Below are 23833 nucleotides of genomic sequence, written 5' to 3' on the forward strand. Positions count from 1 at the left end.
GCGTCCGGGTTCGTCAGATATACCTTACTCTGGCGTTTGGGTCAATCCTGCCATATGATCGCGTCAGGCAGATCAGACGGAGCCCCCCCCCACCATGAGCCTCGGCGAACGCCTCTTTGACCTCAGACAGAACGCAAAGGTCTCGCTGCAGACCGTGGCCGATGCCATCGGCATCTCGAAGGCGCATGTCTGGGAGCTGGAGAAGGGTCATTCCACCAACCCCTCGTTTGAACTGGTCCAGAAGCTGGCCAGGTATTTCGGGGTGACGCCGGAGGCGCTGATTGGTGAGGTGGAGGTGCCGACACCGCAGGTGCAGATGGCCAATCGCATCCATCGCGATCTGAAGACCTTGAGCGAGCGCGACCTCGAACTGATCGAGGGCATGGTACAGACCCTGCGACGGCAAAGTGGCGCAGCCTCGGAGGAGGGGACGCGCTGAAGCTGGACCGGGTCGATCTTGCGGATATCCACGCCCCTGCAACACTGGCGCGAGTGCTGCACGGGTTGATCGGCCAGATCGATGGCCCGATCCCGGTCGCGGAGATCGCGCGGGCTCTGGACATAGTCGAAGTCCGCGAATGCCCGCTGGATGGCTGCGAGGGGGTGTTGATCACCGATCGTCAGCGCAGTCGTGGCAGCATCCTGGTCAACAACAAGCGGGGGGCGCAGGCCGCACGGTTCAGCATCGCGCATGAGTTGGGGCACTTCCTGCTGGAGCGCCATGTGCTGGGCCTTGCGGACGGAATGGTCTGCACCAAGAACGACATGCGGGAAAGCCGGACGATGCGGCAGCAGATGCAGCGGCACCGGAAGCAGGAGGTTGAGGCCAACGAGTTCGCCATCGGCCTCCTCGTTCCGGATTATGCGATGGCCCCGACCCTCCGCAGCGATCCGGCGATCCAGGCCATCACCCTGATGAAGGATAAGTTGGACATCAGCTTGGAGGCATCCACGCGCTGCCTTGTCGAACGGCACGATGAGCCTCTCGCCGCGGTCTGGGCCAGGGACGGCCTGATCCGCTACGTCGTGCGGGGGCCGCGGTTCCCGTGGATCACCTGGAAGCAGGGCCAGCGCCTGCCAGACCTCAGCCGAACGCCGCGTTATCTGGCGAGCGGGCGAGTGGGCGTCTCTGCGATGAGTGAGGTGGCCCCGGCGGCCTGGACGCATCATGAACTTCCTGAGCTTTTCGAACAGGTGCGCATCGGCAAGGATGGGCACAGCCTGACTCTCCTCTGGGCAACTCTGCCCGAGGCAGAGGACGAGGAAGAATGACCATGCTCCAGTCCGTCCTTGCGACAGGCGACTGGACTTCCGCGCGGGAACGAGCGTTGGTCTGATCGAGGCCCGGTCGATCCCGGGCTCTGCCGGGTACGGGGGAACGCATCACGCGACGCCCCCACAGCCAAGGGAGAGCCCCGATGACGAAGTCACGGAACCGCAAGCCGGCAACCGGCAGCAAGCCGGGTGCCACACAGCAAGACAGCGTAACCGGATCAACCAATGCGGTTTCTCCGCGCCAGACCAAGGCCGCGCTGTTGCGCACGATGTTGGAGACAGACGGCGGTGCCAGCCTCGCCCGCATCATGGCGGAGACCGGCTGGCAGGCCCACACGGTCCGCGCCGCGCTGTCGGGGTTGCGCAAGGCCGGGGCGCAACTCAGGCGGCACCGCGCGGGCGACGACACGATCTATGCCATCGGCGCGGCCGGGCTCGATGCACCAGAGGGGTCGGATGAAGTGGACGGAGAGTGCAGCGAGCCAGACGCGGCATGCCTGACCTCCGATGAAGGTGATCCCGGCGCCGCCTCGACAGGCGAGGGCACTGCGGCAAGCGAGGTTCGCGCATGACCACGCTTGCCGATCTTGAGGCGATGGACCGGGCCGCCCTGGCCCACCTCTGGTCGGACCTGATCGGCGGCGGTGTCCCGGCCAGTATGAGCCAGCCCATGCAGCGCCGCTTCCTGGCCTTCGAGCTGCAGGCACGCATCGAGGGTGGCTTGCCCGCCACCCTCTGCTCCCGGCTGGACCGCATCGCCACGGGTGAGGAACGCAAAGCCTCGCCCATATTGCAACCGGGCGCCCGGCTGCTGCGCGAATGGAACGGCATCACCCATGTCGTCGATGTCCTGCCCGAGGGGTTCCTCTGGAACGGCAGCCCGCATCGTTCGCTCTCCGCCATTGCCCGCGCCATCACCGGCGCGCGTTGGTCGGGGCCGAGGTTCTTCGGGCTCGTGGGTGGGGTCGAAGCGGGTGGCCGCACGCCAGCGAAGGGCAAGTCAAGGGCGAAGAAGGTGCCAAAAGAACAGAAGGTAGGCGGCCGACCCGCTGACGGCTCGCGTCGAGGCCATGCGGCATGACCCAGAAGCCCGTCATCCGCTGCGCGATCTATACCCGCAAATCCAGCGACGAGGGTCTGGATCAATCCTTCAATTCCCTCGATGCCCAGCACGAGGCCTGTGCTGCGTACATCGCCAGCCAACGCCATGAAGGCTGGAAGCTCGTCCCCGATCGCTTTGACGATGGTGGTCTGTCCGGGGGCACGCTGGATCGCCCCGCCTTGCAGCGCCTGCTCGCCGAGATCGATGCCGGTCGCATCGGTATGGTCGTCGTTTACAAGATCGACCGCCTGACGCGGTCGCTTGCCGACTTCGGGCGGCTGGTCGAGCGGCTGGACGCCAAGGGCTGTTCCTTTGTGTCAGTGACCCAAGCCTTCAACACCGCCACCTCGATGGGTCGTCTGACCCTGAACGTGCTCTTGTCCTTTGCCCAGTTCGAACGCGAGGTCACGGCAGAGCGCATCCGCGACAAGATCGCGGCCTCCAAGAAGAAGGGCCTCTGGATGGGGGGTACCTTGCCCTTGGGCTATGACCGCCATCCGGATCCGCAGCGCCGCGAACTCGTGCTCAACCCGGTCGAATCCGAAGATGTCGTCCAGTTGTTCACCCTCTACGACAGCCTCGGCAATCTGCGGCTGGTCGAACTTGAGGCCACCCGCCTCGGTCTGCGGTCGAAGTCACTTGTGTCTCCATCGGGTCGCCGCACTGGAGGGTTCCCCTTCACCCGTGGCCAGTTACACTACCTGCTGACCAACCCTGTCTACATCGGTCGCATCCGGCACAAGGATCAGACCCATCCCGGCCAGCATCCGGCGATCATCGGTGAGGATCTCTGGGATCGCGTGCAGGCAAAGCTGATCGATGCTGGGGCGCGGCCGCGCGGTCGGAGTGCCTTGGCGATAGAACCCAGAGTCCTCATCGGCAAGCTGCGCGACGAGACCGGCGATCATCTGACGCCGACACATACCAGGCGGCGCGGTCGGCGGTTCGCCTATTATGTCTCCAACCGCCTGATCACAGGCGGCACCGATCCCACGGGGTGGCGTTTGCCTGCGGAGGCGCTGGAAGCCTGCATCCGCCAGATCATTACCGGGCATTTGCGCAAGGCCAGTGCGACCCATGCGCTTCTGACCCGACCCGAGGCCAGCGGGGCGGCAGACCTCGTCCGCCGCGCGATTACGCTGGCGGATCGTGTGGAAAGCAATCCGGCTTTCCTGAGTGACATCCTTGGCTCAGGAACACTGGCACCGGGAAGGCTGCGGCTTGTCCTCAATCCTGATGTGATCGCCGCAGCGCTTACGGTGCCAGTCACGGCGCTCTCTCAAGCGTTCCTCCAGTTCGACTGCCCCTTCGCCCTGAGGCGCCGGGGCGTTGAGACCCGGATCATCGCAGGCGAGTTTATCCCTGCACCGGACGAGGTTCTGCAGCGCACTCTGGCTGAGGCACATCTCTGGGCGCGGGCGCTCCGTTCCGGCATGTCCCTCACCGAGATCGCGCGCGAGACTGGGCATTCCGAGCCCTACATCCGTACCCGCATTCCGCTGGCCTTCCTCGCACCGAAGGTTCAGGCCGCCATCCTCGACGGGCGGCACCCCCCGGACCTCTCCGTCGCGCAGCTCATCCGCGACGGTATCCCGATGGATTGGAGCGAGCAGGCCCGGCTCTTCGGCATCGCCTGATCCAGGACTCAGGCCTTCCCTGTTCTTCCCGACGGCTTCCCTGTTCCGGCGGATTTTGTTCCCTGATTTGCCGATTTAAGTTCCCTGTTCCTGACGAGCAGGGAATTTGGCCGTAACCCACGGAAAACGCGCGATGATTCAGGGTGGAAAACCTCTGAAAGAACCCCCAGGAACGGATATTCCCTGTTAATTCCCTGTACTTGGCGCGCGGGCAAACCGACCGGGGCGCTTGGCGCGCGGAGACGGAAGGGGCAAATGAGGGGATCAGCGGAGGCTGGTTGCGTCTCCGCGCAAAGGAAACCGACCTAAGGTGCGGAAACAGGGGCGAATTCCCTGTTGGAACGGAAAGAGAAAGGATTTCAAGGGGTTGATGGCGGAGTGGAAGGGATTCGAACCCTCGAGACGGTTTCCCGCCTGCACCCTTAGCAGGGGTGTGCCTTCGACCACTCGGCCACCACTCCGCCGACCCGTTTAGCGATGGCCGCAGGGAGGGGCAAGTGGAAAGCGGCGCCGGGTACGGGATCAGCCGTTGAACAGGAAATGCAGGACGTCCCCGTCCTTCACCTCATAGCCCTTGCCCTCGACGCGGAACTTGCCGGCCTCTTTCGCGCCCGCCTCGCCATTGCCCGCGATATAGTCGTCATAGGCGATGGTTTCGGCGCGGATGAAGCCCTTCTCGAAATCGCCATGGATCACGCCTGCCGCCTGCGGGGCCAGCGTGCCCTTGGTGATCGTCCAGGCGCGGGCCTCCTTAGGGCCGACGGTGAAATAGGTCTGCAGGCCAAGAAGTTCGTAGCCCGCGCGGATCAGGCGGTCGAGGCCCGCCTCGTGCAGCCCCATCTCCTCAAGGAACATCGCGGCCTCGTCCTCGGGGAGTTGGCTGATCTCCTCCTCGATGCGGGCAGAGATCACCACGGTCGCGGCACCCTGCGCCCGTGCCATCTCGGCCACGCGGGCGGATTGGCCGTTGCCATCGGCGGCAGAGGCCTCCTCCACGTTGCAGACATAAAGGACGGGTTTCGAGGTCAGCAGTTGCAAGAGGCGCCACGCGCGCTGATCATCATCCGAGACCTTGACCGTGCGCGCCGGTTTGCCCGCCTCCAGCGCGGTCTGCGCAAGGGCGAGAAGGCGGTCCTGATCAAGGGAGTCCTTGTCGCCGCCCTTCAGCTTGCGGGCAAGGTTGGCGCGGCGGCGTTCGATCGATTCCAGGTCGGCGAGCATGAGTTCGGTCTCGATCGTCTCGGCATCGGCGACGGGGTCTATGCGGCCTTCGACATGGGTGATGTCCCCGTCTTCAAAGCAGCGCAGGACATGGGCGATGGCGTCGCATTCGCGGATATTGGCAAGGAACTGGTTGCCAAGGCCTTCGCCCTTGGACGCGCCGCGCACGAGGCCCGCGATATCGACAAAGGTCATGCGGGTGGGGATGATCTGCTTCGATCCGGCGATGGCGGCCAGCTTGTCCAGCCGCGCGTCGGGCACGGCCACCTCGCCCACATTGGGTTCGATGGTGCAGAAGGGGAAGTTGGCCGCCTGCGCCGCCGCCGTCCGGGTGAGCGCGTTGAAGAGGGTCGATTTGCCGACATTGGGCAGACCCACGATCCCCATCTTGAAGCCCATTTCCGCAACCCTCTCGCTCTGTCTCTGCCGGGCTTCTAGGGCGCAGGGCCAGCTTTCGCAAGCGATGGCCATGGCCGGTGGCGAATTTGCCCCTTGGGCGGGCGTGGGAGGCGCGGGCGGGCCATTGATCTTTGCGCCACCCTCCTGCAAAACCCGCGGCGGAGCATTTCGGGGACGGGGCAGGCCATGACCAGAATCGACGATACCTTCGCGCGGCTGAAGCGGGAGGGGAAGAAGGCCTTCGTCAGCTATATCATGGGCGGCGACCCGGATGCCGAAACCTCGCTTGCCGTGATGAAGGGGCTGCCCGCCGCCGGGGTGGACATCATCGAACTGGGCATGCCCTTCACCGACCCCATGGCCGACGGCCCGACGATCCAGCTTGCCGGGCAGCGGGCACTGGACAAGGGCATGACGATGGATGCCGTGCTGGACATGGTCCGCGCCTTCCGGGCCGGGGATGCGACGACGCCCATCGTCCTGATGGGCTATTACAACCCGATCTATTCGCGCGGTGTGGAGCGGTTCCTGACCGAGGCAAAGGCTGCGGGCATCGACGGGCTGATCGTGGTGGACCTGCCGCCGGAAGAGGATGACGAACTCTGCATCCCGGCGCAGAAGGCGGGGATCAACTTCATCCGGCTTGCGACGCCCACGACCGATGCGAAGCGCCTGCCCAAGGTGCTGCAGAACACCTCGGGCTTCGTCTATTACGTCTCCATCACCGGGATCACCGGGGCTGCGGCGGCAGAGGCCGCCGATGTGGCCCCCGAAGTGGCCCGCATCAAGGCCTCCACCGACCTACCGATCATCGTGGGTTTCGGCATCAGCACACCCGACAGCGCGCGGGCCATCGCCTCCGTCGCGGATGGCTGCGTGGTGGGTTCCGCCATCGTCAAGGACATCGGCGCGGGCAAGCCTGTGGCAGAGGTTCTGGCCAATGTCGCCGCGCTGGCGGCGGGGGCGCATTCCGCCTGAGCCTCCGTCCGGCGCGGGCCGTCAGGCGACGTCGGGGAAGCGGCGCTGGTCATCCAGACGGGCGGCGAGCGATGTCAGATCCTCGGCAAGGTTCGTCACCGCCTCTATCGGGGCGAGGGAGGCGATGCGCGACAGGTCTTCCTCCACCGATGTGACCCCCAGCATGGCAAGCGTGCGCCCCTTGGGCGTGAACCACAGGCATTTGGAGCGGCCGTCGCGCGGATTGGGTTCCAGCCGGACGAGGCCACGCGCCTCCATCACGGCAAGGGTGTGGGACATGCTGGTCTTGGGCCAGCCGAAGGCGTTGGCGATGGAGATGGGGGTCTGCCCCTCGCCCAGCCGGATCATCCGTTCGAGGACGGCGAATTGCGGTGCGGTCAGGCCCTTGGGCAGCCGCGCCTCCACCAGCCGTTGCGCCGCATGATGCGCGGCAGAGACGGCGGCAAAGAGCGAAAGCACCGGGGGGAGGGCGTTGGGGGGCAGGGGCGTCGTCATGCTGGGGCCTTTCGGGGTCTTTCGCCGGGGATGTGCAAGTCCCGTGCCGCCTTGCACCGGATGGTGCGACCTTGCATCGGTTCCATGAGGCTTGCTCGCATCGGGTCAAATTGGTAAGCAAAGATAACCAATCTGCGGAGTTGCCCCCATGCCCGTGATCACCTGCATCGATGACCTGAAGCGTCTGCACAAGCGGCGCACGCCGAAGATGTTCTTCGATTACTGCGAAAGCGGCAGCTATACCGAGCAGACCTTCCGCGAGAACACGACCGATTTCCAGAAGCTGCGCCTGCGCCAGAAGGTGGCGGTGGACATGCTGGGGCGGCGGACCGACAGCACGATGGTCGGCGAGGCGGTGTCGATGCCGGTGGCGCTGGCCCCGGTCGGGATGACGGGCATGCAGCGCGCGGATGGCGAGATCAAGGCCGCGCGGGCGGCGGAAAAGGCGGGGCTGCCCTTCACGCTGTCGACCATGTCGATCTGTTCGATCGAGGACATCGCGGAACATACGTCGCGGCCCTTCTGGTTCCAGCTTTACGTGATGAAGGACGAGGGTTTCGTCGACAGCGCCATCGAGCGGGCGCGCAAGGCGGGCTGTTCGGCGCTGGTTCTGACGCTGGATCTGCAGATCCTCGGGCAGCGGCACAAGGACCTGAAGAACGGCCTTTCGGCGCCGCCCCGGCTGACGCTGCCGAACATCCTCGACATGATGATCCGGCCGCGATGGTCGCTGGAGATGCTGGCGACGAAGCGGCGGACCTTCCGCAACATCGTGGGCCATGCCAAGGGCGTGGGGGATCTGTCCAGCCTGATGAGCTGGACGAATGAACAGTTCGACCCGCAGCTCGACTGGACGAAGATCGCGCGCATCCGCGACCAGTGGGGCGGGAAGCTGATCCTGAAGGGGATACTGGACGAAGAGGATGCGAAGCGTGCCGCCGATTTCGGGGCGGATGCGATCATCGTGTCGAACCATGGCGGGCGGCAGTTGGACGGGGCGCTGTCCTCGATCCGGATGCTGCCGCGCATCGTGCGCGCGGTGGGCGACAAGACCGAGGTCTTCCTCGACAGCGGTATCCGGTCCGGTCAGGACGTGCTGAAGGCGCTGGCGCTGGGCGCGAAGGGGACGATGATCGGGCGGGCCTATATCCACGGGCTGGGCGCGATGGGCGAAGAAGGGGTGTCGAAGGCGCTGGAGGTGATCCGCAAGGAGCTGGACATCACCATGGCGCTGTGCGGCGAGAAATCGGTGCAGAACCTTGGCCGCCACAACCTGATGATCCCGAAGGATTTCGAAGGCGACTATCTCTGATCTATTCGCTTGTGGCTGGCCGCCGGGGGGCATCGCTCCCCCCCGGACCCCCCCGGTTCTTGAAGGACCGGCGTATCGCCCGGACCGCCCCCCCGGGAGGCGCTTCGCCCTCCCGGACCCTCCCGAGGATATTTGAGAACGGATGAAGGGCAGGTCGCGGTTCAGGCGGGCAGGGCTTGCCGCTGCCGCGCCATCAGGGGCGCAAGGATCAGCACCATCAGCAGCATCACCGCGGCGAAGACGAAGGCGAAGCGCAGCCCGAAGGCCCCTGCGATGAAGCCAAGGCTGGGCGGGCCGAAGAAATAGCCGAAATAGCCCAGAAGCGTAGCGCGGGCCACGGCGCGGGCGCGGGCCTGTGGGTCGGCGAGGCGGCCCACCAGCGAGAAAGCGGTGGGCGCGATGACCGAGGAGCCGATCCCCATCACGATGAAGCCCGCATAGGCCATCATGGGCGAGGTGGCCATCGCCGCGCCCAGCGCCCCGCAGGCCGAAAGCAGCGCGCCGCCCATGAGCAGGCGGAAGGGGTTGACGCGGGTGACGATGCCCTGCCCGGCGAGGCGGGCGAAGCCCATGGTCAGGGCCAGTGCGGCGGGGCCCATCGCGCCTTCCTCGGGGCTGCCGCCGAGGGTTTTTTCGATATGCAGGGCGGACCAGTTCTCGGCTGCGTTTTCCGTGAGGAAGGCGATCAGGACGATGCCGCCGCCGATGATGGGGATCAGGCCCAGATGCCCCGCCGTGCCGTCCTTGGGTTTGCGCAGCCCGTGGATCGTGCCGTCGCGTTCCAGCGTGATCAGCGCGAGGATGCCCGCCGCCACCGCCATCGTGCCCATGACCCAATCCGGCGACCAGCCCGCGCCGCGCATGGCCCCGGTCGCCAGCGCGCCCCCCGCATAGCCGAAACTGTAGGCGGCGTGGCAGAGGTTCATCAGATGCAGGTTGCGCTCATTCTCCAGCGCCGCGACGCGGGCGTTCATCAGCACGTCGGTCAGGCCCGTGGCCCCGCCGCAGGCCATCATGGTAAGGGGGAAGATCCAGACCTGCGCCGCCTGACCGGGCAGGGCGAAGGCTGCGGCCATGAGAAGCGTGGCGATGGGCAGCGCGACCCGCCCGAGCGCCGCCCCGATGAGCGGGGCAAGCAGCATCGCGATGACGGCGGCGATGGGGGTGGGCAGGATGATCAGGCCGAGTTCGGATTCCGTCACCGCAAGCTGCGCCTTCAGGTCGGGCAGGACGGCGGCGAAGGTGCCCCAGAGCACGCCCATGGCGGCAAAGGCGGCGAGGGGCGCGCGCGCCGCGGCTAGGGTGGTGGACATGGGCATCTGGCTCTCCTGTGGTCCTGCAGGTAGCTTGGGGCGACTGTTGCGGCAAGCCTCGGGGCGACAAGGGTTTGGCCTTGGGCGACGGCATTTCCGCTTTCCTTTGGGGCGAATCGCGGCTATAGCCCCCCGGTCGCGCCGCACACCCTTGGAGGGCGGCGGATTCATCTATGGAGAGAACCAATGGCTCGTGAGATCCCTGATCTTCTGGCCGCGGTACGGACGGGGACAGGCAAGGGGGCCGCTCGTCAAGCTCGTCGTGAGGGCAACGTACCCGGCATCGTCTATGGCGACGGCAAGGAGCCGACGCCGATCAACCTGAACTACAACTACCTGCTGAAGCGCCTGCGTCAGGGCCGCTTCCTCCAGACGCTGTTCAACCTGAAGGTCGAAGGCGGCGAGGAAGTGCATGTGATCTGCCGCGGCGTGCAGCGCGACGTGGTGAAGGATCTTCCGACGCATGTGGATTTCATGCGGATCCACGATGAATCGCGGATCAACCTGTTCATCCACGTCGAATTCGTGAACCACGAAGCAAGCCCCGGCCTGAAGCGTGGCGGCACGCTCACCGTGGTGCGTCCGGAAGTGGAACTGGAAGTCGTCGCTGGCGACATCCCGGACCACATCACCGTGGACCTGACCGGCAAGCAGATCGGCGATGTGATCCACATCAACGACGTGCAGCTGCCCAATGGCGTGAAGCCGACGATCGCGCGTAACTTCGTGATCGCGAACATCGCCGCTCCGTCGGGGCTTGCCGCTTCGGAGTGATCCCCCGGGATCTCTAGATCGGGGGGCGTGTCCGCATCGCCGGGCGCGCCCCTTTCCTATGCCGCGTCGGCCTGTGCGCGATGCAGGGCGAGGCGCGGGTCATCCTCGGCGCGGCGGCCCGCCTTTTCGGCAAGCCTGCGGACATAATCCATGCAGCAGAGGTGATGCAGGCGGCGCGTATCGGGAAGCGCCATCGCCGCGGCATGCAGTGCGTCGAATTCCGCCGCATGGCGCAGGGCGCTGCGATCCTCGACCGCGTTCTGTTCGGCCTTGTCGAAATAGGCGTCGGTATAACGGTCCTTGCCCGCCACCGGCGAAAGCGTCCCGCGCTTGAGCGAGAAGCTTTCGACCGAGCGCAGCATGTAATGGTTGATCTGCGCGACGTCCCAGCCCTGCAGAGCCTCGGGCAGGATGCGCAGGCTGTCGCCTTCGGGCATCCAGCCCGTCACCTCCTGACCTGCGGGGTTCACCCAGATCATCCCCTCCTTGCCCCAATCGGCAAGGCGGCGGGGGAAGAGTTTCTTGGGGGAATGCTCACCCAGACGGGCGAACCAGCCGGGTTTGCGGTGGATGGATTTGACCCAGCCGCTCAGACGCCCCCCCGGCGCCCCCGCGCGCAGGCATTGGCGGTGCAGAAGGCCGTCCTCCCACGTCCTGCGGAAGGACGTGCCGAAGACGCGCCACGGGATCGACATGCCAAGGAAGGGTTTCCCCGGCACGGCAAGCAGATCGGGCAGACGCCCGTCGCCCGCATGGATGACGAGGTATTCGTCCACATCCGCCACCATCACCCAATCGGCCCCCGAAACCTGCGGCAGGGCCTTGGCGGCGGCAAGCTTGCGGGCGGTGATCTGGCGGCCCTCGGGCACGTCATGGCGCAGGTGGGTGATCCATCCGGCGGCGGCAAGGGCGTCCAGCAGGGCAGGGGAATGATCGGTGCAGTCGTTCGTCACGATCACGATGTCGGTAAAGCCCAGCAGCCTTTGCCAGCAGACCCATTCCAGCAGGAAGGGCCCCTCGTCCTTGACCGAACACACGACAGCGTAGCGCACAGTTACACCCTTTCGAACAGGGCGCGAGACTTGCACGTGCAGCCCGCCTGCGGCAATGGTCCTTGGAAGAACAGGCAAGGGACGCCCGCCATGAAGGTTTTCGTGGGCCTCGGCAATCCGGGGGCAAAATATGCGGGAAACCGCCACAACATCGGATTCATGGCGCTGGACCGGATCGCGGCGGATCACGGGTTCGGGCCATGGCGCGGCGGGTTCAAGGCCGAACTTGCCGAAGGGCGTCTGGGGGCAGGCAAGGTGCTCTTGGTCAAGCCGCAGACCTTCATGAACCTGTCAGGCGAGGCGGTCCGCGCGGTCGTCGATTTCTACAAGCTCACGGCGGCGGATGTGGTCGTCTTCCATGACGAGCTTGACCTTGCGCCGGGGAAGGCGCGGGTGAAGGTCGGGGGCGGGCATGCGGGCCATAACGGGCTGCGGTCGATCCATCAGCATCTGGGAACCGATGCCTATGGGCGGGTGCGGCTGGGGATCGGGCATCCGGGGCACAAGGATGCGGTGGCGGCATATGTGCTGCACGATTTCGCCAAGGCGGATCAGGACTGGCTGGACGATCTGTTGCGCGGCATCTCGGACGGGGCGGCGGCGCTCGCCGAAGGGGATGCCGCGCGGTTCATGAACGCGGTCGCGCTGCGGACGGCGCCCCCGCGGTCATCGGGGCGCGAGGAGGGGAAGGCCGCGCCTTCGCCGAAAACCCCGCCGGTGGCAGAGGCCCCTGCGGCGGATGACCGTTCGGCCCTGCAGAAACTGATGGACAAATTCCGCTGACATCGCATGTCGCGGACCGGGGTGGCAAAGCGCCAGCCGCTGCCAGACCCGGTGGATAGGGGAGAGAGCATGCGCCGTTCGTTCCGGATAGTGATCCTTCTGATGCTGGTCCTTCTCGGCCTGGGCCTGTGGAAGCGCGAGGAGATCGGGCGTCTGATGGCGGTGAACAGCCTGTTCTCCGAAGATGCCATCGTGCGGAACTTCTCGCATATGGATGAGTTGTTCCTGACGCGCCCCCTGTCACGCGGGGATGGCCCGATAAGCCCCCTGCCCAAGGGGCCGGAGGCGGTGCTGCCGCCCGAGGTTGCGGCATGGATCGAAGATCGCGCCGTGACGTCGATGGTCGTCCTGAAAGACGGCCGGATCGTGCATGAAAGCTATCATCTCGGCACGGGCGAGGCGGATCTGCGCATCTCGTGGAGCATGGCCAAGAGCGTGCTTTCCGCGCTGTTCGGGATCGTGCTGGCAGAGGGCAAGGTCGAAAGCCTCGATGACCCGGTCACCCGCTATGTCCCCGAACTCGCCGGAACCGCCTATGACGGCGCGACGCTGCGCGACATCCTGACCATGTCCTCGGGCGTGGCCTTCGACGAGGATTATCTGGACTTCTGGTCGGACATCAACCGCATGGGGCGGGTGCTGGCGCTGGGCGGCACGATGGACGGCTTTGCCGCCGGTCTGTCGGAGCGGGAGGCAGAGCCGGGGGCGCGGTGGCACTACGTCTCTATCGACACGCATGTGCTGGGGATGATCATCCGCGGCGCCACCGGCGAGGACATCCCCGAATTGCTGGAACGCCATATCCTCGCGCCCATGGGGCTTGAACAGGCCCCCTATTACCTGACCGACGGCGAAGGGGTGAGCTTCGTTCTGGGCGGGCTGAACATGACGACGCGGGATTACGCGCGGCTTGGCCAGATGATCGCGCAGGGCGGGGTCTGGCAGGGGCGGCAGATCGTCCCGCGCGACTGGGTGGAACAGTCGATCCGCCCGCAGGCACCGGGGGGCGCGGGCTATGGCTATCAGTGGTGGATCGCCGACGGGGCCGGGCCGGGCGAGGTGAACGCGCAGGGCATCTATGGCCAGTATATCTGGATCGACCGCAGCCGCGGGGTGGTCATCGTGGTGACCGCCGCGGATCGGCGGTTCGAGGAACCGGGGCGGGCGGAAGAAAACATCGCCCTCTTCCGCCGGATTGCGGCGGCGCTTTAGGGCTGCCGTTCCGGGCGGATCGCCCGCTCAGACGGGGCTTTCCGGATCGGTCCTGTCGAACAGTCCCGTCAAAGCGCGGCGCAGGGTTTCCGTCACGCCGGGGCGCGGCAGGGCGGCAAAGGGCATCGGACGGCAAAGTTCCATCGCCGCGATCCCCACCCGCGCCGTAAGCGCCCCGTTCACCACACCCTCGCCAAAGCGGCGGGAAAGCTTCGACAGAAGGCCCCCGCCCGCCACCGATCCGATCAGATCGTCGGTCAGGGCCACCGCCCCCGTCGCCACCAGATGCGCGAAGACCGACCGCAGCAGCCGGAGCGACCCGAAGGTCCCCGCCCGCCCGCCATAGATTTCCGCGATGCGCCGGATCATGCGCAGATTGGCGAACAGCGCCGCCGCGACATCGGCCAGCGCGATGGGCACCAGCGCCGTGATCGTGGCCACTTGCCGCGCCGCCGCCTCCACCTCGGCACGGGCCGCGGCGTCGAGGGGCATCATCACCTCGGTCTCCGTCAGGCGCAGGATCGCGTCGTGATCGAAAAGGTCGGTCCGCGCCTCGGCCAGACGTTGCAGCGGCCATGCCAGATCGGGGCGGTTGGCGTAGAAGCGGCGCAGCCTGTCGCTGGCCTGCCGCGCCTCGGTCAGGGTGGCGGCGCGGGTGACGGCCCCGCGCAGATCGTCAAGGCGCGACAGGCGGGCAAAGGCCAGCCCCTCGCGCAGGGCAAGAAGCAGCGCCGCAAGCAGGGCCGCGCCAAGCAGGATCAGCCCCACGGTGCCAAGGATCGTGTTGCTGGCCAGAAGCGAGGTGATGAAATCCCATGCCGCCACCGACAGCACGAAACCCGCAAAGGCCCCGAAGGCCCAAGTCGCAAAGCGGCCAAGCGGCGACCGTCGGCGGCTGGCCATCAGGCGCGCCGTGGTCTGCAAGGCGCCGCCCTGCACAGGCTCGGGGATGTTCGGCGCAAGGGCGGGGTCGGTGCCCGCCTCGTCCACGTCGATCACGAAGGGTCTGTCGGTGGTCACAGCCTGTCTCCGATCAGGAATTCAAGGGCGCGATCCAGCCGGATATGCGGTGTCCCGTCCCCCGGTTTGCGCGCCATCCGGGCGGGCGGGACAAAGGACATCAGCCCGAATTCCGCCTCCAGCCACCGCTCCGCCCCCTGCCGGGCGGGCTGCAGCAGGCGGGCGGGATCCTCCGGCAGCCGCCCCGGAAACAGCGCGACGGTGCGGCCATCGGCCAGCCTGCCCTTGACGCAATCCAGCGTCCGGCCATCGCGGGTGACCTGATCCTCGACCGTGGCGCGGAACCCCGCGATGGACATGGCGGCGGTCAGGGCTCCGGCGAATTCGGCGCGGTCCTTCGCCTCGCGCAGCATGGCCTCCATGATGCCGGAAAGGGCGGGGTGCTGGCTGTGATGCAGGTGATCCGCCTTGGTGGCGGCAAACAGGATGCGGTCCACCCGCTTGCCGCCAAGCAGCGCGGTCAGCCAGCCGTTGCTGCCGGGGCGGAAGGCCCCCAGCACATCGGCCAGAACGCGGCGCAGATCCTCCAGCGCCTGCGGCCCGCGATGGATGGCCCCCAGCACATCCGCCAGCACGATCTGGCGGTCGATCCGCGCGAAATGGTCCCGGAAGAAGGGGCGGACGACCTTGGACTTATAGGCGTCAAAGCGGCGTTCCATCTCGTGCCAAAGACTGCCACGGGCGGTGCTGGCTGGGCGCGGCAGCGGCGCGAAGGTCAGGACAGGCGATCCCGCCAGATCGCCGGGAAGCAGGAACCGCCCCGGCGTGCAATCGGCCCAGCCCGCCTGCCGCGCGCGATCCAGATAGGCGGTGAAAAGCGCGGCAAGCGCCTGCGCGCGCGTCTCGTCCAGTTTCAACGCGCCATCCTCGGCGCGCGCGGTGGCAAGGAACTCCGCCCCTTCCGGACGGCGGGACAGGCGCGACAGCACCTCATCCGACCAGTCGGCATAGGATTTGTCCAAAAGCGCAAGGTCCATCAGCCATTCGCCGGGATAGTCGACGATATCCAGATGCACGATACGCGGCCCGGTCAGCCCACCCAGAAACCCCTCCGGGCGCAGCCGGAAGGACAGCCGCAATTCCGATATGGCGCGCGTGCTTTCGGGCCAGTCCGGCGCATCCCCCGTCAGCGTGGCAAGATGGCCCTCAAAGTCGAAGCGCGGCAGCGTCATGTCCGGCTGGGGCTGCAACCAGACAGAGTCGATGCGCCCCGCGGCATGGGCGGAAAGCTGGGTCATCCGCCCCCGGTCAAGCAGGTTGGCGACAAGCCCGGTGATGAACACCGTCTTGCCCGCGCGGCTCAGGCCGGTCACGCCAAGGCGGATGACGGGTTCGAACAGGGCTTCGGACAGGCCGGATGTCACGCTTTCGATGCTGCGCGAGATGCCGTCGGTGATGGATGAAAGGACCAAGTTCTTCCCCTGACTGTCCTGCAAACATAGGAACTCCGGAATGGAATGTGTAGCCATGCACGGGGCGATGATGGACAAGGCGGGGAAGCTTGGGCTAACCCCTGCCCATGCCACGCTTCGCACTCCTCATCGATTATGACGGCACGCCCTTCAACGGGTGGCAGCGGCAGGCCGCAGGCCAGCCCTCTGTGCAGGCCGCGATCGAGGCGGCGCTGGCGCGGCTGGAACCGGGGGAACATACCATCGCGGCGGCAGGCCGGACGGATGCCGGCGTGCATGCGACGGGGCAGGTGGCGCATTGCGATCTGGCGCGGGACTGGGACCCGTTCCGCCTGTCCGAGGCGCTGAACCATCACCTGAAGCCCGCGCCGGTGGCGATCCTGCGCGCGGCGCGGGTGGATGCGGAGTTCCACGCCCGCTTCAGCGCGCTGGAACGGCGCTATCTCTTCCGGCTGGTCGCGCGGCGCGCGCCCGTCACGCATGACCGGGGGCGGGTCTGGCAGGTCCTGAACCCTCTCGACGTCGCGGCGATGCGCGAGGGGGCGGCGCATCTGATCGGGCTGCATGATTTCACGACCTTCCGCTCGACGATGTGCCAATCGAAAAGCCCGGTGAAGACGCTGGACGAGATCACCATCACCGGGTCCCCGGTGCCCGGGGGGATGGAATACCGCTTCACCCTGCGGGCGCGGAGTTTCCTGCACAATCAGGTGCGCTCCATCGTCGGCACGCTGGAACGGGTCGGCGCGGGAAGCTGGGCGCCCGATGATGTGCGCCTCGCGCTGGAGGCGCGGGATCGTGCGGCCTGCGGCCCGGTCTGCCCGCCGCAGGGGCTCTATCTGACCGGTGTCTCCTATCCCGAAGACCCTTTCGCCCCCTAGGCGGCCCAGATCACCCCGCGTCCAGCGCGGCTAGATCGGGCAGGAAACGCACGGGCAGTTTCGAAAGCCCCTGATGTTCCAGCGTCTGCCTCACCGCAGGGCGGGCCCCCACGATGATCAGAACGCCTTCGCGCCGCGCAAGGCGGCGGGCCAGCAGAAGGAAGGACCGCGCGCCGGAAGAGTCGATCAGGGGCACCTCGCTGATGTCCACGACGAATTCGCGGGGCTGGTCGGCGATCTTCTCCAGAACCGCGCCAAGACGTGCCGCCGCGCCAAAGAACCACGGGCCACGCAGGCGGATGGTCACGCGGTCGCCATCCGACGCGGCTTGGGCGGCGGGGTCATGGCCGGTGACCTCGGCCGCTTCTGACATGCGCGAAATGAAGACGAGGCCGCCAAGGGCGAAGCCCACGACGATGCCCTCGGTCAGGTCGCGGAAGATCACGAGGCCGAAGGTGACCAGCAGGACGATGGCATCGGCGCGGCTCGATCGCAAAAGGTGCCAGAATTCCTCTTTCTCGGCCATGTTCCACGCGACGATGGCCAGCACCCCGGCAAGCGCCGCCAGCGGGATATAGGCCGCCAGCGGTGCCGCGATCAGCATGAAGGCCAGCACGAAAAGCGCATGCAGCATGCCCGACACGGGGCCGCGCGACCCGGCGCGCACATTGGTGGCGGTGCGGGCGATGGTGCCCGTGACGCAGAAGCCCCCGAACAGCGCCGATCCGCAATTGGCGGCCCCCTGTGCCAGAAGCTCGGCATTGCTGCGGTGGCGCGCCCCGCTCATGCCATCCGCGACGACGGCAGAGAGGAGCGACTCGATCGCCCCCAGCAGGGTGAAGCTGACGGCCCATGGCAGCGCGGCCATGATGGCCGGGGCCGAGAAATCGGGCAGGGCGGGCGCGGGCAGGGTGCGGGGCAATTCCCCGAATTTCGTGCCGATCGTCTCGACAGGCAGGCCAAGCAGCGCGACGGCGACAGAGGCGAGGATGACGGCCAGCAGCATCCCCGGCGCGGCGGGGCGCCAAAGCTTCATCCCCTGCACCACGGCGATGACGCCCGCGGCCACGGCGAGGGCGGCGGGGGTGAAGCTGCCGCGCGAGGCCCAGAGCGTCTCGATCTTCGCGATCAACTCGCCCGGTTCGGCTGCGACCAGCGTCAGGCCGAACAGGTCGCGCAACTGGCTGGCGAAGATGATGACGGCGATCCCTGCGGTGAAACCCACCGTGACGGGATAGGGGATGAACCGGATATAGGTGCCAAGGCGCAGCACCCCCGCCGCCATGAGGAAAAGGCCCGACAGGAAGGTCGCAAGGATCAACCCCTGCAGGCCGATGGCCATGACGCAGGCCGAGACCAGCACGATGAAGGCCCCGGCAGGCCCGCCGATCTGGAACCGCGATCCACCAAGGGCCGAGACGAGGAATCCCCCCACGATGGTCGTGTAAAGCCCGCGTTCCGGGCCCACGCCGCTTGCGATGGCGATGGCCATGGAAAGGGGCAGGGCCACGATGGCGACGGTCAGGCCGGCAAGGGCATCGGTACGCAGGTCGCGCAGGCGATAGCCTTCCTTCAGGACGGTCACGATCTTCGGAAGGAATTCCGGGTCCGGTCTGGCTTGGCTTGAATAGGTCATGATCCCGATGATAGCCAAACGGCCATGCTCGCAGGAAACGCCCTGCCGCCCCATGCTGTCAATCACCGGAACGCCGCACCCATGCCAAAGACCCCCGATCCCGTATCAACGGCGGATGCCGAGGCCTTCGCCCTCGCGCGGGGGCTGGTGGCCGGCGCGTCGCATGCCGCCCTCGCGGTGATCGATCCGGCCGATGGGTCGCCGGGGATAAGCCGCATCGCCTTCGGACGCGCGCCGGATGGCGGGTTCCTCACGCTCGTCTCGGCGCTGGCCCCGCATCACGGGGCGCTGATGGCCCATCCCGCCTGCGCGCTGATGTTCGGCGAGGTGGGCGAAAAGGGCGACCCCCTGACCCACCCGCGCCTGATGGTCAAGGCACGCGCCGCCTTCATCGCCCCGGATGATCCGCAACGCCCCGCGCTGCGCGCCCGCTGGGTGGAGGATCACCCGAAGTCGAAGCTCTACGTCGATTTCGCCGATTTCGCCTTCGTCCGTCTCCTCCCCGTCTCGGCCCTGCTGAACGGCGGCTTCGCCCGCGCCTACCGCTTCACCGCCGAGGAGTTGCTGCAGGCCATGCAGGCCGCCGGGGATGGCACGCACCACCCCCGGGCGTGACCCGACCGTCAGGTCGGATTGTCGCAGCGCACCGTAAGCTGCACGCGCCCGCGCAGGGCGGCGGGCCATTTCACATGGATCTGGTTGCGCGCGCTCCCCTGTTCCACCATCACATGGGGCTGCACGAATTGCGCGACGTTCGATCCGTTCACGACCGCCCCCTCTGGCACCAGACCCGTCACCACCCGCGCACGGCTGCCGAAGGGCATGAAAGCCCCCGGTTGCGCCACCCATGTATCCGAAACCGTCGTCTGGCTGTGTTCAAGGATGAGCGGGCTGACGGTGTACTGGCTCACCGAGTGATAGGCATTGGCATCGAAGGTCACGTTGCGCATCCGCCCGAAATCCAGCGTGGCGAAGCTGTCATCGACCGCCTCCACCCTTTCGACACTTCCGTTCACCACACGGAAGGCATTGTTCGACACGATCAGCCCGTTGATGAAATGCCCCGGCCCGCGCGGCGTGACGACGATCCAGCGGAAGGCGCTGCTCACATCTATGGCCATGAAGGTGTTCCCGGTGATCGTCAGCCCGCCGAAGGACAATTCGTCGCCGAAACCCGGTTCTGGATCATGTTCGTTCGACCATTCGAGAAAGCAGTTGTCGACATAGTTCCCCGTCACAAGGCTGCGCGCATGGGTCGAGGTGAAGACGATCCCCGCCCGCCTGAGGCCCGCCACCTGATCGTCGCCCTGAAAGAAGTGGTTCCCAAGGATGATATGCCCCGACCCGCCAAGGATCGCGAAATGCGCAAAGCGCACGACGCGGTTGTTGCGCAGCTTGGCATCGTTGGCATTCACGTTCAGGGCGATGGTCGTGCGTGTCTGGGCGGGGATGTCCAATTCGTTCGACTGGAACTGGCAGCCATCCACCATCAGGCCCTGACAGCCGGTCCCGATCGAGGTGATCCCCCGGTCCAGCGGGCGGTTGAACACGCAATTGTCCACCCGCAGCGCAAGGCCGATCTTGGGCAGCATCAGGCCGCTTGCGATGCCAAGGCAGTTGAACTCGATCTCGCGGAATTCGATGCGGCTGAGGTTCTCGAAGGAGGAAAGGTCGATCAGATAGCGATAGCGGCGGAAGGTGAAGCTGCGTGTCCCCGCCGCCGCGAAAAGCGGCTGGCTAAGCTCCAGCGTCCCCGCCGCGACATTGACCGACCGGACATAGACCTCGCGCCCCACGCCGGTGCCGATGACCTGCGCGCCGACCGGGATGTTGGCGATGTTCGCGACACCCGTCAGGCGGCTGGGCTGCGACACCGCATAGGTGGCGACAGAGGTGACGTTGGTCGTGGCCCATGCAGGGCCTGCGGTGGCCTCGACCTGTCCGTTGCGGATGATGCGCCGCTGGTGAAAGCTGGCAAGACCGGTGATCGCGCCAAGGTCGATGGGCGCGGTCAGGCTGACGCGGCGGCCCGACATGTCGAATTCCACATGGTCGGTAAAGAAGAACAGCGCATGCAGCGCGCGGCGGAACCCCTCCTCCTCGCTGCCGAAGGCCGCAGTATAGGTGTTCAGGTCAAAGTTCCGGGTGCAGGCAAGGCGGTTGCCCGCGGGCATCGTGACCGTCCCCTCGAAGCGGACCTCGCTTTCGAAGGTGACATTCGCGTTCAGCCGATAGGTGCCCGCCGAGACGAGGACGGAGCGCTGTCCCGCCGCCGCATCCGCTGCCTCGAAGGCGGCGCTGTCGTCGGTGACGCCGTCGCCCCGCGCGCCAAAGTCGCGCACATCGACCCATGTCATCATGTTGCGGTGGAAGACCTCGGTCGCATCCTCGATCACGATGTCGTCGATGCGGACGATCCCGCCCGTCGCCCCCGTCAGATCAAGGCCGATATGGCCATAGGCCGGGGCCGTGCCCCAGACCATGTCCACCCCGCCGCGATTGCCCGAACCGATGATCGCGCTGACGGTGACGACCTGCCCGTATTGCGACAGCGCGGTGGTCGGCCCGATCTGGTCGGCAGAGGCCACGTTGGACCCGTTCGCCGCCGCCGCGAAGGCCGCGATGCGCACGGCAGGCAGGGCGCCCGACAGGCATTTCACACGGGCGGTGACGCGCAGATAAAGCCCCGGCTGGAACGGGATGCGCTGGAAGCTGCGCAGTTTCAGCGTGGCCGTGGTCTTCTGCACCTCAAGGCAGCCCGCGAAATCCGGGTCGGCCGGCACGAAGGCGGCATCGGGCTGGTTGGCCCAACTGCCCTGTCCGGCAAGCCCGTCCTCGCGCGACCAAAGATTCAGACCTGCCGCGAATGCCGGGGGCATCAGCACGAGCCCCTCCGTAACCGCCTTGTTCATCACTTCCCTCCGGTGAATGCCGCAGGGAGACGGGTAGCGATGCAGGGTTAACGGAAATTCAGGGCAGCGTGCGCAGGGCCGGTGCGATCAGGCCCCGACACCGGGTTCCGGAAGGAGTTGCACGCCGTTGATTTGCCATCCGTCCGGCGTCTGGATCATCTGGTAATCCAGCACATGGGTCCGCCCGGATTGATCGGTGATCATGACCTTCTGCCAGAGGCTGCCGGAAATCTCGCGCTGTTCCAGCATCCGGACCGAACCCGGGCGATGCACCATCGGATAGCCGTTCCTGACCATGCGCCCGAAATTCTCGGCCGACATGAAGATCGACTTGATGGAGGGCGAGGCAAAGGTGAAGGCCGTGGCGAAATCATCGGCCTTGAAGGCCTCCAACTGGTTCAGGATCGTCTCCTGAACGGGGTCCGCCTTGGCCGCTCCCATGGGCAGGGCAAGGCAAAGGGCAGTCAGCAGTCCAAAAGCAAAGCGGCGCATCGCGGCCTCCGTCCAAACGTCCCCGTGAGTGACGTTAGGACGATGCGACAGCAGGTCAACAATCCACCGCGCCCGGCCCCGCCTCGGGGCCTCCGCTCAGGCACCCTCTGGCCGGAACTTGCAGATGGCGGGTCAAGCCGGAGGATGGCTCCTGTGCAGCCGCGCACCCTTAACCAATAATCCGGCCCGATATCTGCCGGAATTTGTATGAACACTTTGCGGTACGGTTTACGGCACAGGTTCCGGCACATCCGTTTTTGGCAGACGCGCCGGAATTCCCTGCAAAAGCAGAAGTTTAAACCAACTCTCCCGCCAGCCCCTTGTCGATCAGCGCAATGGTCTCCTCGACCCCATACAGCGCGATGAACCCGCCGAAGCGCGGCCCTTCGCTGGCCCCCAGCAGCACCTCGTACAGCGCCTTGAACCAGTCGCGCAGGGGTTCGAAACCGTGGTCCTTGCCCACCGCGAAGACCATGCTCTGCAGGGCGTCGGCATCCGCCCCGCCCTCCCATCCGGCCAGTCTGGCGCGCAGATCCCCGATCGCGGCGCGTTCCTTGGCATCGGGTGCCCGGAATTGCCGGGTGGGGGCGATGCGGTCGTTGAAATAGCGCACGGCAAAGCCTGCCGCCGCATCCAGATCGGGATGCGTCTCGGGCGATGCCTCGGGCGCATAGGCGCGGATATAGCCCCACAACCCCTTGGAATCCTTGGCCCCCGCCACGCTGGCAAGGTTCAGGAGCATGCTGAACGGCACCACCATCCTGCTCTCCGGCGGGTGGCCGCCATGGATGTGCCAGACGGGATTGTTCACCTTCCCGTCGATATCCTGATCCGGATAGGCGCGGAGTTGCTGATGATATTCATCCACCGCGCGGGGGATGACGTCGAAATGCATCCGCTTCGCCGTCTTGGGCTTCTGGTACATGAAATAGGACAGGCTCTCGGTCGCGGCATAGGTCAGCCATTCGTCGATGGTCAGCCCGTTCCCCTTCGACTTCGAAATCTTCTGGCCCTGATCATCCAGGAAAAGCTCATAGGTCATGTGGTTGGGCTTCCGCCCCCCCAACACCTCGCAGATGCCGTCATAGATCGGCGTATTGGTGGAATGGTCCTTCCCATACATCTCGAAGTCCACCCCCAAAGCCGCCCAACGCGCCCCGAAATCCGGCTTCCATTGCAGCTTCACATGCCCCCCGGTGACAGGCAGCGTCCACTCCCGCCCGTCCTCGTCGTCGAAGGTGATCTCGCCCCGAACGGCATCGACATTCTTCATCGGCACGTACAGCACCCGCCCCGTTTCGGGATGGATCGGCAGGAAGCAGCTATAGGTCTGCTGACGTTCCTCGCGCAGCGACGCCAGCATGATTGCCATGATCGCGTCATACCGTTCCGCCGCCAGCCGCAGCGTCGCGTCGAATTGGCCCGACTTGTAGAACTCCGTCGCGCTGATGAATTCGTATTCGAACCCGAAAGTGTCGAGGAACCGCCGCAACATCGCGTTGTTGTGGTGGCCAAAGCTCTCATACTGCCCGTAGGGATCGGGGACGCTCGTCAGCGGCTTTTGCATGTGCTGGCGCAGCATCTCCTGCTGCGGAACATTCTCTGGCACCTTCCGCATCCCGTCCACATCGTCGGAAAAGCAGATCAGCCGGGTGGGGATATCGCTGATCACCTCGAAGGCGCGGCGGATCATCGTGGTGCGCGCCACCTCGCCGAAGGTGCCGATATGGGGCAGGCCCGAGGGGCCATAGCCCGTCTCGAACAGGACATAGCCCTTTTCGGGGTCCTTCTTCTCATAGCGTTTCAGGATCGCCCGCGCCTCTTCAAAGGGCCATGCTTTCGATTTCATCGCGGCGTCACGCAGGGCAGACATCGGCAATCCTCAGGGAAACGCGCGGAAACCCCATGCTTCCGCAGCCCCCGTCCT

22 protein-coding genes and 1 tRNA gene are annotated in these 23833 nt (G+C 66.2%); 12 read left to right on the forward strand and 11 right to left on the reverse strand.

Features of this window, described 5'->3' with window-relative positions; genetic code table 11:
- Positions 1-94 precede the first annotated feature (94 nt).
- From TabM4_RS03745 to TabM4_RS03765, 5 genes are all read left to right on the forward strand, one after another.
- On the forward strand, positions 95-439 hold the full coding sequence (locus TabM4_RS03745; RefSeq protein ID WP_434618616.1) for a helix-turn-helix domain-containing protein: 345 nt from the start codon (positions 95-97) through the stop codon (positions 437-439).
- Between the two features lie 53 nt (positions 440-492).
- On the forward strand, positions 493-1272 hold the full coding sequence (locus TabM4_RS03750) for an ImmA/IrrE family metallo-endopeptidase (protein ID WP_434618619.1): 780 nt from the start codon (positions 493-495) through the stop codon (positions 1270-1272).
- Positions 1273-1418: 146 nt separating this feature from the next.
- A complete protein-coding gene (locus TabM4_RS03755) occupies positions 1419-1847 on the forward strand; it encodes a DUF3489 domain-containing protein (RefSeq protein WP_434618622.1) in 429 nt (142 codons plus the stop codon).
- Positions 1844-2356, forward strand: a complete 513-nt coding sequence (locus TabM4_RS03760) for a DUF2924 domain-containing protein (RefSeq protein WP_434618625.1) — start codon at positions 1844-1846, stop codon at positions 2354-2356. The genes TabM4_RS03755 and TabM4_RS03760 overlap by 4 nt, the downstream gene beginning before the upstream one ends.
- Positions 2353-4014: a recombinase family protein gene (locus TabM4_RS03765; RefSeq protein WP_434618628.1), complete on the forward strand. Its 1662-nt coding sequence runs from the start codon at positions 2353-2355 to the stop codon at positions 4012-4014. The genes TabM4_RS03760 and TabM4_RS03765 overlap by 4 nt, the downstream gene beginning before the upstream one ends.
- 371 nt (positions 4015-4385) lie before the next feature.
- Here TabM4_RS03765 and TabM4_RS03770 read toward each other — a convergent pair.
- Positions 4386-4475, reverse strand: a tRNA-Ser gene (locus TabM4_RS03770).
- A gap of 61 nt (positions 4476-4536) precedes the next feature.
- A complete protein-coding gene (gene ychF / locus TabM4_RS03775; RefSeq protein ID WP_434618631.1) occupies positions 4537-5634 on the reverse strand; it encodes a redox-regulated ATPase YchF in 1098 nt (365 codons plus the stop codon).
- 186 nt (positions 5635-5820) lie between these two features.
- Here ychF and trpA point away from each other — a divergent pair, with 186 nt between their 5' ends.
- Positions 5821-6612 carry a tryptophan synthase subunit alpha gene (gene trpA, locus TabM4_RS03780; RefSeq protein ID WP_434618634.1) on the forward strand — a complete coding sequence of 264 codons (792 nt, stop codon included), beginning with the start codon at positions 5821-5823 and terminating at the stop codon, positions 6610-6612.
- A 21-nt stretch (positions 6613-6633) separates the two neighbouring features.
- On the opposite strand, the gene TabM4_RS03785 is transcribed toward trpA, so the two are convergent.
- On the reverse strand, positions 6634-7107 hold the full coding sequence (locus TabM4_RS03785; protein ID WP_434618637.1) for a MarR family winged helix-turn-helix transcriptional regulator: 474 nt from the start codon (positions 7105-7107) through the stop codon (positions 6634-6636).
- 148 nt (positions 7108-7255) lie between these two features.
- On the opposite strand from TabM4_RS03785, the gene TabM4_RS03790 reads away from it, so the two are divergent.
- The gene (locus tag TabM4_RS03790) at positions 7256-8419 is read left to right on the forward strand and encodes an alpha-hydroxy acid oxidase (protein WP_434618640.1); all 1164 of its coding nucleotides are present in this window, start codon (positions 7256-7258) and stop codon (positions 8417-8419) included.
- 161 nt (positions 8420-8580) lie between these two features.
- Here TabM4_RS03790 and TabM4_RS03795 read toward each other — a convergent pair whose 3' ends face one another.
- The gene (locus TabM4_RS03795) at positions 8581-9738 is read right to left on the reverse strand and encodes an MFS transporter (protein ID WP_434618643.1); all 1158 of its coding nucleotides are present in this window, start codon (positions 9736-9738) and stop codon (positions 8581-8583) included.
- A gap of 180 nt (positions 9739-9918) precedes the next feature.
- Between TabM4_RS03795 and TabM4_RS03800 the strand changes: the two genes are divergently transcribed.
- On the forward strand, positions 9919-10506 hold the full coding sequence (locus tag TabM4_RS03800) for a 50S ribosomal protein L25/general stress protein Ctc (protein WP_434618646.1): 588 nt from the start codon (positions 9919-9921) through the stop codon (positions 10504-10506).
- Between the two features lie 56 nt (positions 10507-10562).
- Here the strand turns inward: TabM4_RS03800 and TabM4_RS03805 are convergent, their stop codons facing one another.
- A complete protein-coding gene (locus TabM4_RS03805) occupies positions 10563-11558 on the reverse strand; it encodes a glycosyltransferase family 2 protein (protein WP_434618649.1) in 996 nt (331 codons plus the stop codon).
- A 90-nt stretch (positions 11559-11648) separates the two neighbouring features.
- Here TabM4_RS03805 and pth point away from each other — a divergent pair, with 90 nt between their 5' ends.
- A complete protein-coding gene (gene pth, locus TabM4_RS03810) occupies positions 11649-12341 on the forward strand; it encodes an aminoacyl-tRNA hydrolase (protein ID WP_434618652.1) in 693 nt (230 codons plus the stop codon).
- 69 nt (positions 12342-12410) lie between these two features.
- Positions 12411-13553 (forward strand): serine hydrolase domain-containing protein, encoded by a 1143-nt coding sequence (locus tag TabM4_RS03815; protein ID WP_434618655.1) that lies wholly within the window; start codon positions 12411-12413, stop codon positions 13551-13553.
- A gap of 27 nt (positions 13554-13580) precedes the next feature.
- Here TabM4_RS03815 and TabM4_RS03820 read toward each other — a convergent pair whose 3' ends face one another.
- Entirely contained in the window at positions 13581-14573 is a 993-nt protein-coding gene (locus TabM4_RS03820) for a YcjF family protein (protein WP_434618658.1), read from the reverse strand.
- Positions 14570-15985, reverse strand: a complete 1416-nt coding sequence (locus TabM4_RS03825) for a YcjX family protein (protein WP_434618661.1) — start codon at positions 15983-15985, stop codon at positions 14570-14572. The genes TabM4_RS03820 and TabM4_RS03825 overlap by 4 nt, the downstream gene beginning before the upstream one ends.
- Positions 15986-16092: 107 nt before the next feature.
- On the opposite strand from TabM4_RS03825, the gene truA reads away from it, so the two are divergent.
- Positions 16093-16866 carry a tRNA pseudouridine(38-40) synthase TruA gene (gene truA / locus TabM4_RS03830; protein ID WP_434618664.1) on the forward strand — a complete coding sequence of 258 codons (774 nt, stop codon included), beginning with the start codon at positions 16093-16095 and terminating at the stop codon, positions 16864-16866.
- A gap of 10 nt (positions 16867-16876) precedes the next feature.
- On the opposite strand, the gene TabM4_RS03835 is transcribed toward truA, so the two are convergent.
- Positions 16877-18502, reverse strand: a complete 1626-nt coding sequence (locus tag TabM4_RS03835; protein ID WP_434618667.1) for a SulP family inorganic anion transporter — start codon at positions 18500-18502, stop codon at positions 16877-16879.
- Between the two features lie 81 nt (positions 18503-18583).
- On the opposite strand from TabM4_RS03835, the gene TabM4_RS03840 reads away from it, so the two are divergent.
- The gene (locus tag TabM4_RS03840; protein WP_434618670.1) at positions 18584-19117 is read left to right on the forward strand and encodes a HugZ family protein; all 534 of its coding nucleotides are present in this window, start codon (positions 18584-18586) and stop codon (positions 19115-19117) included.
- 8 nt (positions 19118-19125) lie between these two features.
- On the opposite strand, the gene TabM4_RS03845 is transcribed toward TabM4_RS03840, so the two are convergent.
- The 3 genes from TabM4_RS03845 to TabM4_RS03855 form a co-directional block, all read right to left on the reverse strand.
- Positions 19126-21414: a glycosyl hydrolase family 28-related protein gene (locus TabM4_RS03845; RefSeq protein ID WP_434618672.1), complete on the reverse strand. Its 2289-nt coding sequence runs from the start codon at positions 21412-21414 to the stop codon at positions 19126-19128.
- Between the two features lie 87 nt (positions 21415-21501).
- Positions 21502-21906, reverse strand: a complete 405-nt coding sequence (locus TabM4_RS03850; protein ID WP_434618675.1) for a DUF4864 domain-containing protein — start codon at positions 21904-21906, stop codon at positions 21502-21504.
- Positions 21907-22201: 295 nt separating this feature from the next.
- Positions 22202-23779 carry a lysine--tRNA ligase gene (locus TabM4_RS03855; RefSeq protein ID WP_434618678.1) on the reverse strand — a complete coding sequence of 526 codons (1578 nt, stop codon included), beginning with the start codon at positions 23777-23779 and terminating at the stop codon, positions 22202-22204.
- Between the last annotated feature and the right edge of the window lie 54 nt (positions 23780-23833).

This window comes from Tabrizicola sp. M-4, assembly GCF_051132405.1.
Classification (GTDB): Bacteria; Pseudomonadota; Alphaproteobacteria; order Rhodobacterales; family Rhodobacteraceae; genus Paragemmobacter.

Excerpts from the sequence above, each read along its gene's own strand:
- TabM4_RS03855 (WP_434618678.1), bottom strand. The coding sequence starts at position 23,779 with ATGTCTGCCCTGCGTGACGCCGCGATGAAATCGAAAGCATGGCCCTTT.
- TabM4_RS03755 (WP_434618622.1), top strand. The coding sequence starts at position 1,419 with ATGACGAAGTCACGGAACCGCAAGCCGGCAACCGGCAGCAAGCCGGGT.
- TabM4_RS03850 (WP_434618675.1), bottom strand. The coding sequence starts at position 21,906 with ATGCGCCGCTTTGCTTTTGGACTGCTGACTGCCCTTTGCCTTGCCCTG.
- ychF (WP_434618631.1), bottom strand. The coding sequence starts at position 5,634 with ATGGGCTTCAAGATGGGGATCGTGGGTCTGCCCAATGTCGGCAAATCG.
- TabM4_RS03815 (WP_434618655.1), top strand. The coding sequence starts at position 12,411 with ATGCGCCGTTCGTTCCGGATAGTGATCCTTCTGATGCTGGTCCTTCTC.
- truA (WP_434618664.1), top strand. The coding sequence starts at position 16,093 with ATGCCACGCTTCGCACTCCTCATCGATTATGACGGCACGCCCTTCAAC.
- TabM4_RS03765 (WP_434618628.1), top strand. The coding sequence starts at position 2,353 with ATGACCCAGAAGCCCGTCATCCGCTGCGCGATCTATACCCGCAAATCC.
- TabM4_RS03790 (WP_434618640.1), top strand. The coding sequence starts at position 7,256 with ATGCCCGTGATCACCTGCATCGATGACCTGAAGCGTCTGCACAAGCGG.
- TabM4_RS03785 (WP_434618637.1), bottom strand. The coding sequence starts at position 7,107 with ATGACGACGCCCCTGCCCCCCAACGCCCTCCCCCCGGTGCTTTCGCTC.
- TabM4_RS03795 (WP_434618643.1), bottom strand. The coding sequence starts at position 9,738 with ATGCCCATGTCCACCACCCTAGCCGCGGCGCGCGCGCCCCTCGCCGCC.
- TabM4_RS03760 (WP_434618625.1), top strand. The coding sequence starts at position 1,844 with ATGACCACGCTTGCCGATCTTGAGGCGATGGACCGGGCCGCCCTGGCC.
- TabM4_RS03845 (WP_434618672.1), bottom strand. The coding sequence starts at position 21,414 with ATGAACAAGGCGGTTACGGAGGGGCTCGTGCTGATGCCCCCGGCATTC.
- pth (WP_434618652.1), top strand. The coding sequence starts at position 11,649 with ATGAAGGTTTTCGTGGGCCTCGGCAATCCGGGGGCAAAATATGCGGGA.
- TabM4_RS03840 (WP_434618670.1), top strand. The coding sequence starts at position 18,584 with ATGCCAAAGACCCCCGATCCCGTATCAACGGCGGATGCCGAGGCCTTC.
- TabM4_RS03800 (WP_434618646.1), top strand. The coding sequence starts at position 9,919 with ATGGCTCGTGAGATCCCTGATCTTCTGGCCGCGGTACGGACGGGGACA.
- trpA (WP_434618634.1), top strand. The coding sequence starts at position 5,821 with ATGACCAGAATCGACGATACCTTCGCGCGGCTGAAGCGGGAGGGGAAG.
- TabM4_RS03835 (WP_434618667.1), bottom strand. The coding sequence starts at position 18,502 with ATGACCTATTCAAGCCAAGCCAGACCGGACCCGGAATTCCTTCCGAAG.
- TabM4_RS03745 (WP_434618616.1), top strand. The coding sequence starts at position 95 with ATGAGCCTCGGCGAACGCCTCTTTGACCTCAGACAGAACGCAAAGGTC.